The organism is Allobosea sp. 05T422_2, from assembly GCF_056396265.1.
In genome coordinates this window covers 1-11,170 of record NZ_JBFTLD010000230.1, presented here as the reverse complement: position 1 = coordinate 11,170, position 11,170 = coordinate 1, and the positions used below count along the sequence as shown (strand labels likewise).

8 protein-coding genes and 2 pseudogenes are annotated in these 11,170 nt (G+C 63.1%); 6 read left to right on the top strand and 4 right to left on the bottom strand.

Translation table 11 applies throughout. The features are described 5' to 3' along the window. Nucleotides 1–84: 84 nt before the first annotated feature. The 3 genes from AC1DJT_RS28210 to AC1DJT_RS28200 form a co-directional block, all read right to left on the bottom strand. On the bottom strand, nt 85–1,830 hold the full coding sequence (locus tag AC1DJT_RS28210) for an alkaline phosphatase (RefSeq protein WP_476835327.1): 1,746 nt from the start codon (nt 1,828–1,830) through the stop codon (nt 85–87). Between the two features lie 320 nt (nt 1,831–2,150). Further along, nucleotides 2,151–2,903, bottom strand: a complete 753-nt coding sequence (locus AC1DJT_RS28205; RefSeq protein ID WP_476775447.1) for an SDR family NAD(P)-dependent oxidoreductase — start codon at nt 2,901–2,903, stop codon at nt 2,151–2,153. Between the two features lie 32 nt (nt 2,904–2,935). Then, nucleotides 2,936–3,148 carry a hypothetical protein gene (locus tag AC1DJT_RS28200; protein ID WP_441505602.1) on the bottom strand — a complete coding sequence of 71 codons (213 nt, stop codon included), beginning with the start codon at nt 3,146–3,148 and terminating at the stop codon, nt 2,936–2,938. A gap of 619 nt (nt 3,149–3,767) precedes the next feature. Here AC1DJT_RS28200 and AC1DJT_RS28195 point away from each other — a divergent pair. From AC1DJT_RS28195 to AC1DJT_RS28175, 5 genes and pseudogenes are all read left to right on the top strand, one after another. After that, nucleotides 3,768–4,136 (top strand): hypothetical protein, encoded by a 369-nt coding sequence (locus tag AC1DJT_RS28195; protein ID WP_476835326.1) that lies wholly within the window; start codon nt 3,768–3,770, stop codon nt 4,134–4,136. Beyond that, nucleotides 4,133–4,573, top strand: a pseudogene (locus AC1DJT_RS28190) (Hsp70 family protein); the annotation flags it as partial. The gene AC1DJT_RS28195 and the pseudogene AC1DJT_RS28190, both read left to right, overlap by 4 nt. 34 nt (nt 4,574–4,607) lie before the next feature. Continuing rightward, nucleotides 4,608–6,626, top strand: coding sequence for an Hsp70 family protein (locus AC1DJT_RS28185; protein ID WP_476835325.1), 2,019 nt, complete (start codon nt 4,608–4,610; stop codon nt 6,624–6,626). A gap of 118 nt (nt 6,627–6,744) precedes the next feature. Beyond that, nucleotides 6,745–8,025, top strand: coding sequence for an ATP-binding protein (locus tag AC1DJT_RS28180; protein WP_476835324.1), 1,281 nt, complete (start codon nt 6,745–6,747; stop codon nt 8,023–8,025). Between the two features lie 9 nt (nt 8,026–8,034). Further along, nucleotides 8,035–8,643 (top strand): hypothetical protein, encoded by a 609-nt coding sequence (locus tag AC1DJT_RS28175; protein ID WP_476769024.1) that lies wholly within the window; start codon nt 8,035–8,037, stop codon nt 8,641–8,643. On the opposite strand, the gene AC1DJT_RS28170 is transcribed toward AC1DJT_RS28175, so the two are convergent. Then, nucleotides 8,644–10,290: a hypothetical protein gene (locus AC1DJT_RS28170; RefSeq protein WP_476835323.1), complete on the bottom strand. Its 1,647-nt coding sequence runs from the start codon at nt 10,288–10,290 to the stop codon at nt 8,644–8,646. 672 nt (nt 10,291–10,962) lie between these two features. On the opposite strand from AC1DJT_RS28170, the pseudogene AC1DJT_RS28165 reads away from it, so the two are divergent. Beyond that, nucleotides 10,963–11,170, top strand: a pseudogene (locus AC1DJT_RS28165) (TAXI family TRAP transporter solute-binding subunit); the annotation flags it as partial.

Genomic DNA, 11,170 nt, shown 5'->3' with positions numbered 1-11,170 from the left:
CGCGGCGGGTGGTCAGCATCTCATGGCGTTGCCGTTGCATCGCTCGTCCCTGTCGGCGGATGGCCGGCCTACTTGCCGCCTTACTTACTTGCCGCCCAGCGCCAGTGCTTCCGCCATGACGCGGAAGACATAGGTGTTGGGCTTATGGCCGCGGAACTTCTCGGCGCCCGGGCCCATCGCAGTCAGGATCACGTCGTCGGCGGAGTGGACGCCGCTATTGGCGTCGAAGGGCAGGTTGCCTGTCCGGCGCGCGGCCAGCGGGCCGGTGCAGTCCTTCTCGTTCGCGATATTGGTCTTGCCATCCGGGCCCTTGACCGCCGGCACGCGTTCGCCGGTCATGTCCGGGCGGCCGGTGTCGCAGGTGTCGGGATAGCTGCCATAGACCACTGCGAGGCGGCGCGAGGTGTCGACCTTGGTGGGGTAGCCGTCCACGTCGAGCGGGCCGTAGTTCGGCGGCACGGAGTCGGCGTAGACGCCGAGCTTGTCGCGCAGGAGCTGGCCCGGACGGTCGTCGTCATAGGTGCCGATGATCGAGATCGGATGGGCGTGATCGGGCACCACGATGATCAGGGTGTCGTTGCGGTCGCCGGCGAAGTCCTTCGCCACCTTCACCGCGTTGTCGAGCATGATCGTATCGAACACCGAACGCTCCCAGTCGAGCGAATGGCTGTACTTGTCGATGCGGGCCGACTCGACCATCAGGAAGAAACCGTCCTCGTTGCCCTTGAGCATGTCGAGCGCAGCCTTGGTTTGCTCTACCACGTCCGGCTGGTCGGGGAACTTCGAAACCGTGCCCTTCTTGGTCAGCCGCAGATCGAACGCGCCGTCGATGTTACCGGTGTTGTAGAGGCCGAGCAGCTTTTTCGAGCCGGCCGCGACAGCCGCGTTCATTTCCGTCTTGGTGGTCGCGAGCGTGTAGCCCGCCTCCTTGAACTTGGCGATGAAGTCGAGCTCATCGGTCCGCTTCGAACCGTGGGTCGCCTTGGACAGGAAGTTCGGGGAGCCGCCGCCCATGATCACGTCGGGCTGCACATCGTGGAACATCTTGACGATGTCGTTGAAATCCGAGCGGCGGCGGGTGTGGGCCACCATCGAAGCCGGGGTCGCGTCCTCGATTTCCGAGTTGGTGACGACGCCGATCGCCATCTTGCCGCGACGCTTGATCACCTCGGCGATGGTCTCGACCTTGGGATGGTCGAGCGTCAGGGCGTTCTTGGCGCAGTAGACGCCGAGTGCGTTGACGCAGGATTTATGGCCGGTGGTGTAGGCATGGGCGGCATTGGCGCTGTCGGTCACGATCGAGTCCGTGCCCGAGGTCGAGATCAGCGCCATGTTGGACATGTCGTCCATGGCGAGCTCGCCATTGTAGCGACCTTCGTCCCAGCCCTTGGAGAGAATGCGGGCCGCGGTGCGGTTGGCGACCGACATGCCGTCACCGATGAAGAGGATGACGTTCTTGGCGCGGCGCGGCTGGGTGGTGGCGAAGACCTCCCATTTGACCGTCGCCTTGTTGGTTCCCTGCTTCGCCTCGACGGTATAATTGCCCGCCGGAAGCGTCGCGCCACGCAGCCACAGCGCCGAATGCTTCTGGCCTTCCTCGTTCTGCATGAAGGTCGTGGCCTTGCCGAAGATTTCGGCGGCCGGCTTGCMGTTGATCGTGACCGCGACATCGGCCGAGGTCGGCGCGTTCGGGAACTCGACCTTGAAGTCGAAGCGCGAGCCCTCGAGGATTTCGGCACGGTTGATGGGATAGATCGTCTGCGCGGCGACAGGGGCCGCAGCGAAGGCGCTGCCAATTGCTACCGCATGCCAAAGCGTTCTCAGTTGCATCCCCAACCTCCGATAATCCGTGATCCCTTGGATGGGGTGAGCTAGTTGCAGCCGCACATGACAGGATGGCGACAGCCCTGCATGTTGTTGAATACCATCCGACCACGCCTGCCCCAACATCAACAGGGCATCCAGGGACGGCCTGCCCGACCGATGCGCGGTTGCACCATTCCGAAGACGGGCGACCTCGACGCCCGCGTCCCGGGCATGAGCGACGCGAGGGCGCGTCCCGAGCCGCCAGCGCGTGCCCCGATGGCCGGCCCGTGTGAGATTGCCAGGGGCCGATCGTGGCTCGACCTCAGGAGGCGCTGCGGTTTCGCCTAGCAGGCGAAGGACAACCTGGCGCCGCCGGATGCTTCGATGGACTGTCCGGTTACCCAGCGGAATTCGTCCGAGAGCACGGCTGCGATCACGGCGCCCACATCGCTGGCCTCTCCGAGACGCCCCAACCCCGTCTTCTCGACGATGGACTGAATGATCTCCGGATAGCGATCGAACGCATCGTCGCCGATCCGGGTCCTGGTGGCGCCCGGCGCAACGGCGTTCACGCGGATGCCGCGGCGGCCGAACTCCTTGGCCATGTAGCGGGTGAGTACGGTCAGGCCGCCCTTCATCGATGCATAGGCGGAATAGCCCGGCTCCATGCCGCTCTGCAGGGTCGAATTGCTCGTCACATTGACGATGGCACCGCCGTCAGCAAGCACTGGAAGCAGAGCCTGGGTCAGAAAATAGGGTCCCTTGAACAGCACCCGCATGAAGGAGTCGAAGAGCTCCTCGCTGGTGTCCTCGAACAGGGCCATCTGTCCGAAGCCCGCATTGTTGACGAGGTAGTCGAAGGAGCCTGCGTTCCATTCGCGCTGCAGCATTGCCGTTGCCTCATCCCGGAACGCCGCGAAGCTGTCGCTGCGCCCGACATCCAGGTGCAAGGGAACCGCCTTGGCGCCCCTTTGCCTCGCTGCCTCGACCACATCGCGCACGCGATCCTGGCGCTGCTGACGCCGACCGCGCGTCGTGTCGCGGTCGGTGTCAGTCGGCGTTCCGGCGCAACGGCCGGTTTGGCACGCCGCAGGGATCGAAGCTCTTCCTTCCCAGGTGAGGGATCGGCTCAGGCCTTGATCGTCGTCGACTCCTGGCTGGTCCGGCCGAACAGGTCCCGCGCCCCGACGCGATAATGCCCCTCTGATTGGGTCGCATGCAGGTAAACGCTCGACAGCAACCCGACCGGGTTGATGACCTGCCACGGCCCGTTTTCCGTCGCGCTCCAGAGCACGTCGAAGAGCTGCGCGCCGCCATGCGCCGCCGGCTCCCAGAACAGCACCGTGTTGCTGCGGCCGTTGAGGCCGCCGAAACGGCGCCTTCAGCCCTGTCGGCGCCTGAGGCACCTCGCCATCGCGCCGCACCAGGGCGACGAGCGCGGCCGAAGGCAGGGGCATGTCGAGCGGCAGCGTGCAGCTCGTCTGTGCCCCGCCAATCTGGAGATGCTCGATCGTCAGAGCTGGCTCCTGGGCGAGTCGCATCGCCTCCAACTCGACCGGGTTCGCCGGCCGCAACGCGCAGCAACGGATCATCATCGAGTCCGATGTGATGCTCCGCGCCACGACGCCGTCTGACTGCTAGAGGCAAGTTCCTCGCACGAGTCACCGTCATTTTTGCCGGTGCTGGCGTTCTCGCACGGGGCGCACGGATCAGGGCGAGGCCTGACGCTGCTGAAATGCAGCCGCTTGCAGGTATTCAGCCTTCCGACTCTGTCCGTGCTCGGGGAAGGCCAATCTCGCCATGCGGCCCATGCGCCGAGCAAGTGCGCCTCATCGGTTTGCGAAGGGGAAGAGCGTGAGCAAGCCATTGCAGTCGAATACGAATCTCATACAATTCTAGCGTGTGGCTATTTCCGGCTGCGCCGGTCATGCCAAGAGCCGTCTTACCCTACGGAAATGTCGATGGATCCCGATCAGGCGGCCAACAGGGCCGAGGACGCGCTTCTTGAGCTCGCACTTGAAAGTTGGCGTTTCCAGAAGCTCTTCKGGCGAGCGTTGTCCAAGCTGGACCCACTGGAAGCGACACGGTTCACGAACCAGCATCGATATTTCCTCGGAAAGGTCGAAAGCTGCCTGGGAGCATCGGGAATGCGCCTGGTGAACCTCGAAGGCCAGCAATTCGACACCGGGACCGCCGCCACGCCCCTCAATATTGCCGATTTTGGACCAGACGACACCTTGGTCGTCGCGGAAACGATCGATCCGATCGTGATGAATTCTGCCGGCCTGCTGCGCATGGGCACGGTCATGCTCAAGAAGGTTGGAAGATGAGCCACTACGTCGGCATTGATCTGGGCACCACCAACAGCGCAATCTGCTCCTATGACGGGGAGACCGTCCAGCTCTACAAGAGCCCCGAGCAGAACGACGTGACGCCGTCGGCGATCGCGATCGACCGGCGCGGCAACCGCTATATCGGGCAGCGGGCCTACGAGAACGCACCGCGAAATCCGGACAGCACTGCCATGCTGTTCAAGCGGCACATAGGTACCTCGACGCCAATCCGCTTGCCCTCCGTGGGCATTACCATGACACCCGAGGAATGCTCTTCCGAGATCCTTCGCACGCTGTTTGGCTATCTGCCGGAGCAGATCCGCAACGACGAGACCGTGGCCACCGTGATCACCGTGCCGGCGGCGTTCAACCAGATGCAGAAGGACGCCACGATCGAGGCTGCGCGCGCGGCGGGGCTCGGCAAGGTGGCCCTGATGCAGGAGCCCGTTTGCGGCGGTGATGAGCGTCATGCGCAGTCGCCAGGGCGATGGGATCTTCCTGATCTACGACCTTGGCGGGGGAACCCTGGACATCGCCATCGCCCAGAGCATTGGCGGCCGCGTGAGCCTTCTCGGCCAGGGCGGCATCCAGATGTGCGGAGGACGGGATTTCGATCGCATGATCGTCGACAACCTCGTCATGCCCTGGCTTCAGCAGACCTTTGCGTTGCCCGAGGGGTTCTCGTCCCTGCCCGAATACAAGCTGCTGCGTCGTGTCGCGGAGCGGGCGGTGGAGAAGGCGAAGATCGAGCTTTCCAGCCGGGACAATGCGGTGATCGGGGCACAAGAGACGGAATGCGGATGCAAGGACCTGGCGGGTACCGAGATCTATCTCGACGTCAACATCACCCGGGATCAGCTGGGTGGGCTGATCGAGGGCAAGGTCAAGGAATCCGTCCAGGCGGCGCGTGACACGATCGAGCACGCAGGTCTCACTCCACACGACATCGAACGTATCGTCTTCGTCGGCGGTCCGACCCAATACAAGCCGCTGCGCGAGCGCGTCGCGTTCGAGCTTGGCATCGCGCCGTCAACGGACGTGAATCCGATGACGGYGGTTGCCACTGGCGCCGCCATCTTCGCCGAGGCCATCGACTGGAGCGCGCATAGCCGGGGCCGCAAGAGTTCCAGGGGGAGCGTKAGCGTCGGGTCGACACTGGACCTGACGGTGAATTACGCCGCACGAACTCCGGATCAGAAAGCGAAGATCGCGCTGAAGCTCGGATCACCCGCGGCCCCGGGCTCGTMCTTTCAGGTCGACAGTCTCGACACCGGGTGGTCTTCGGGCCGCGCCGAGATCAAGAACGGCACTGTCATCGAGGTGCCCCTTTCGAAGCGGGGCGAGAATACTTTCAAGATGTTCGTCTTTGATCCTGCCGGAGGGCCACTCTCCTTGGCGCAGGATCGCATCGTCATCACGCAGACGGCCGCTACCATCGACGCCATCCCTGCCTCCCACTCGATCGGCGTCGAGGTCCTGGATACCGTTGGCGACATCGCCAGGCTTCATTACCTGGTGAAGGCCGGAKACCAGCTGCCGGCTCGTGGTGTCCAGCCATTCAAGGCTGCTGAGGCACTTCGCGCGGGAGCCTCCGGGTCATTGAAATTCAAGCTCTGGGAGGGGGATATCGATCATCCCGTCTCGGACAATACGTTCATCGGCCTGTTCGAGATTACCGGCAATGACTTCGTCGATGGCGTCATCCCTGCGGGGGCGCCGCTCATCCTCACCTACGAGATCGGCGATGGAGGGAACATCGACCTGAAAGTCGAGATTCCGGCGATCGGTGGGTCGTTCCAGAGCGACAAGAACTTCTATTCCCGCGCTTCCGGAATGATCGACTACAGCAGTGCCGCGAGGCGCATCCTGGACGAGGCGTCGCAAGCGGCCGAACAGCTTGCGGAGGTCTCTGCCAAGGTCGACGACCCGGCGCTCTCCGAAGCGCGCGAGAGGCTGGAGCTGGCGGCTTCGATCAGTGAACAGGAGAGCGATCCCGAAGTCGCCAAGCAGGCCTCCGACAACGTCCAGAGGGCGAAGAGCCTGCTGGCCTCCGCTCGAAAGGCGAATTTCCGCGTCATTCGCCGCATGGAGTTGGATCAGGTCGTTGCGTTCTTCCACGACATGAGGGCCTTGGCAAAGCCGGCGGAGGTCAGCTCCTTCGAGGCCTTGCAGGCAGCCACGGAGCGTCTGATCGGTACGCCCGGCCATGGGTTCGAGGCCAATCTCCAGGAACTCCGCCGCAAGATCGGCACGATCCTTCGCCGCCAGGACTGGTTCATCGTGGACCGCTTCAAGGACTACGCCTCCGCGCCCCATCTCTTCACCGATCCGAAGATGTTCGAGCATCTCGTTGCCGAGGGGGAGCGCGCCATTGCGGCAGGCGATATCGAGGGATTACGGGCGGCGTTTCACGGCCTCGGTGGCATCCGGATCGTTTCCGCGGAGGCCGACGATCTGATCGCGATGACCAATATMGTGACCGCCTGACATGTCCACGGATCCCTGGCTTCCGATCGGTTTCCAAATCGCGCGCGGCGTAGGCGCTGGCCGCGTGATGCATTCCGGGCCGGGCTGGCAGATCGTCAAGGCGGATGGCGGCGGTCTTGTGCTGCTGATACGCGGCACGCTGCTTCACAGGTGGTTTCAGGATCGGCTGCTCGACGAGGCCGAGGTGTTGAAGGTCACGTTCGGCGAGAATCGGATGGGCGCGATCCTGAGCGAGCGATCGTTCGCGCTCGCGCCGCTGGATCGATGTGCTTCGCCGCGGGACAAGGTGGAGGCACTGTCCTTTGCCGCCGCTATGCGGCAGACGCGCGCTCGCTACCGCGATGGCTCGTTGGAGCGCGCGCTCTATGTGGAGAAGCTGTCGCGGATACTCCCGACCCATGCCGAAGATGCCCTCGCGGGCGACGCGCTCGTTCTGGGTTCGTGGCTGACCGGCGGCTTGCGCGTCTCGGTCGATCCCATGTCCAATGTGCAAAACCTGCTCTCTTGGATGTCGGTCGATCAACTCGCCGATGTGATCCGCGCAGCAGGATTGGAGCCCACCGGCGCCATGTTGATCCCGCGTGCGGAGGCTGAAGCCGCTGAATTCGCCCGAACCGCGGCTGCGAAGGCGAGCGATGGCCGCCTCCGCCTGCCGGGAAGGACGGCGCTCGAGGATTTCTTCAACGACCACGTCGTCGACATCGTCCAAAATCGGTCGCATTACACTGCGCTCGGCATCGGCAACCCCGGCGCGATCGTCCTGGAGGGCCCGCCAGGTTGCGGGAAGACCGTGGCTGTCGAGCGACTGATCGCCCATCTTGGCTGGCCCCATTTCGCCGTGGATGCGAGCAGCGTGGCCAGCCCATACATCCACGAGACCAGCCGGAAGGTGGGGCAGTTGTTCGAGGCCGCGATTGCCGCGGCTCCATCCCTGGTGGTCATCGACGAAATGGATGCCTTCCTGTCCGAGCGCGACGCGGGCGGCGGGCAACATAGGGTAGAAGAGATCGCCGAATTCCTGAGAGCGATCCCGGAAGCGATCAAGGCGGGCGTGCTGATTGTCGGGATGACCAACCGCGTCGACATGATCGATCCGGCGATCCTCCGTCGAGGACGCTTCGACCATGTCGTGAAGGTCGACCACGCTGATCAGACCGAGATGCTCGATTTGTTGCGGGCTCTTCTGGACGGCGTGCCGCTGGCGGATGGCGTGATTCTCGAAACCTATGCAATGCGCCTCGCCGGGCGGCCTCTCTCTGACACCGCCTTCGTCGTCCGTGAAGCTGCGCGACTTGCGGCTCGCGCCCGTATGAGCACCATCGACGATGCATCCTTCTCGAAGGCCGTTGATGCGCTCCCGCAAAGCGGGGCGCCCAAGCCACGCGTCGGCTTTGTCTAGGAGGGGGCGGTGAGTGACATCGACGAAAAGGTGCCTCGAGGGTTCGCGGGATTGACGGCGCTTGCCTCCACGATCTCCGCCGCGCCGACGATCGCGTTGCCGCCAGCTTCCAGCGCGCGCCCCTCTGATCCCGAGGCCCGCTCTCATCAGGGGCGTCGTTCGACTGGTCCTGGATTCTGGACCGGAAGCCGGAAGACGTGGGCGCTCGTCATAGCCGGCATCTGTGTCCTGGCATACCTAAGTGCAAGACCGCAGTCATCGAGCTATGTGCCTCCCTATACGGGTGGTTCGACAACGTCGGCCCTTCCACGAGCAACGCCGCTCCGTAGTTCAGAGTCGATGAAGATCCCGTCTGTCGGTCAGGGTTTGACGTTCTCAGTCGCAGAGATAAGGTATTGCCTTGCGGAGGTGATCAGGCTTGATCATATTGAAGCGATTTCTGACCTAAAGCGCGAGGTGCATATTCGGAATTTGAACTTGCGGATCAATGACTATAATTCTCGTTGTACACGCTATCGCCATCGCGCGTCCGATATGACAATTGCCAAGTCGGACGTTGAAGCGATGCGCGCCGCACTACGATCTGAAGCCGCTGAGCAGATGCTTGCCTGGCGCTGATCAGTTGAAGATCTCGGAAATCCTGTCCGTGCCTGTCTTGAAGAAGGTGCGGATAAGATGTTCCAAGACAGGTACGTTATCGTCGCTCTGGTAGGAAAGGCGGACATAGACCTTCTTGTCGGCTCGCGAGCCCAGGACGAAATGCCCGTCCTCGGTCCAGATGTTGACTTGATGCCAGTCGAGCGCGACGGGCTCATTCGAGCCGAGTATTTTGTGACGTATCAATGTGACGCTGTCATCGCGCACGATGGCCTCACCGAAGCGCAGTGCCTCCCCAGACTGCAGCCTCCTGGCCGTTTCAAGTAGCAGTCGGAGGCCGACGGTCCGCCATATGCGATCGACGAGGTTCGCGTAGATATCGGCTTTGCGCGTGTTGATCGTGAAGGCCGATCGACCATCGCCCAGCATGATCGTATAGGCCGTGCCGGCCGGGAGTCCGCTGGCACCACCCCATCGCAGGCGCGTCACTGCTTCGAGGGTGATGTGATTGTTCTGCCAGGAGACGCCCGTGGACGAGATACTGACCTTGTCCTTGAACAGGGCTCCAATTCCGGCGCTATAGATGAGCCAGCGTTCGAACTCGGCACGGTCGGCTTCCGACTGCTTCTTTTCTTCCTCGGCCTCTTTGAGATAGGCGAGGTCCTGCGTTACTCGGTCGGTGACCGTGTCCAGAAGTCCGAAATGATCGTTCAGGAAGGCGGCGATGCGGGCGGGCGTGTCGACGAAGCCGTACTTATTGTGCAGTGCGATCGCGAGTTCGCGGATCGCGATGGCCAGGTTGTGGGTCGCCAGGTGGTCGATCCCGTTCGCCCTCGCCACGAGCTGGGCTGGCCCGACGATCTCGTTGAAGTTCGCGGCGACCTTCTTGATCTCGTCGATCACGGGGATGACGTGGGCTTCCCCATGGACTGCCACGKCATTGCCACGTGTCACGAGCCTCTCGACGGTTGAGGACTCGGCTTCGATGAACCCCCGCAGTCCAAACTCGTAGGACGCGACAATCTCCTGAATGAAGGCCGGGGCGTGCTCGCTGCCGTCCTTCGTGCCCTTCTGAACCACCATGTCCATGACCTTCACGAGGGTCCGACTCGGGAGCCGATCCAGAACGTCGTTGATGGCCTTTCGGTAATCCCGCTTTCGGGCCTCGAATTCCTCCAGGATGGCCCCCTCGTCGCGGACGGGAGGGAACCCGGCGACCGAGCGATCCTCGTTGATATCCCGCAATACGCCAGCCAGGTCGACGTCCTCCACCGCCAAGGCGAGACGATAGAAGATCGCGGCGGCTTCCTGTGGCGTCCTCGCCTCGGGCTTTGCCTGCGCAGATGCCGACAACAGGTTGGCGCGGGCAAGAGGAGGCAATTCCACCGTCGCTTCTAGCCCCGTCATGCTCGAGAGACCCTCGACGGCGGCAGTGGCCTTTCGCGGAGCGACGCCCGGAAGCCACCCCATTTCCGCAGCTAGCCGCGTCCGGATGTTCAACAGGGTGGATTGGGCCTTCTGGCCCTCGTCGCCATCGGCTACCAGAGCAACTTCATCGGCCAGTTCGATAAGGCGGCTTCGGTTGTCTCTCGTCGTCGCGCCCAAGATGGCGAATGGGTTTTTCTGGAGCGATGTCTTCGGCGACACGAGTTCCTCTGTGATGGTCATTGACCTAGGGGCTCCGAAGAGGCGCCAAGTACTGCGCCGACGATTGCAGCCAGGCTAGCGATTCGACCCGGCACATCCAGCGTATCCCGCAAGGTGGCCGTTGCACCATAGTCTCGCGTATGGCGGCTTTGCCGCGTTTCCTGCGATAGCCGATCTTCACGATGGCGCTTCTGATGCCCGGCCTGATCGCCACCCGCAGCCCATCCTACAATGATCGCAAGGGCTCAGTTGCGTCCAAKGGGAGGGGTCCGTTGCTCCGGAGCGCAGAGAGGGGCCTCTACCTTGGGCGACTGATGAACCTGACCAGCAGCGTTGCTTCACTGCCTTTGATTGTCGCATTCCGGCTCGCCTATGCGGGTAGGGCGCGCTGCCGGAAGGCCGTGCTCGTCCTCCGTGTCAGGCCGCACTCTCTTTGCTGCGCATGTCCTGTTCGCGCGCCAGAACACGCTGCACCGCGAGGAATGGGCACCTTGATGAGCCGTCTGAAGGTGGACGGCAGCGTGCGGCTGCCTCATCATCACCGGAAGGCGCGAACGGTGCAGGCGTCCCAACCTCTAAGTAGAGTCTTGCCTTCCCGTTGTGTCTTGCCGTCCGAGAGGCTGCACGTTTCCCGCAGCAGCTTCGTCGGTGGCCGGTCTCGGCCAGGTCGGCGGATGATTGAGGACCAGGGTTGTGCGATTTGCAGCATGGACAGCGGGTTTTCTCGTCGTTGCCGCTATTGCCGCCACGATCCATTTCTGGTCACCCCACGCGACCGTGCGGGTGACGACGGGAGCGCTTGGCACCGACGCGCAGCGTCTCGTTGGCGCCCTCATCACGGAGACGACCAGGGATCATCCCCGGATCAGACTTCAGCCGCTGCCGGTCAAAGATCTGGCTG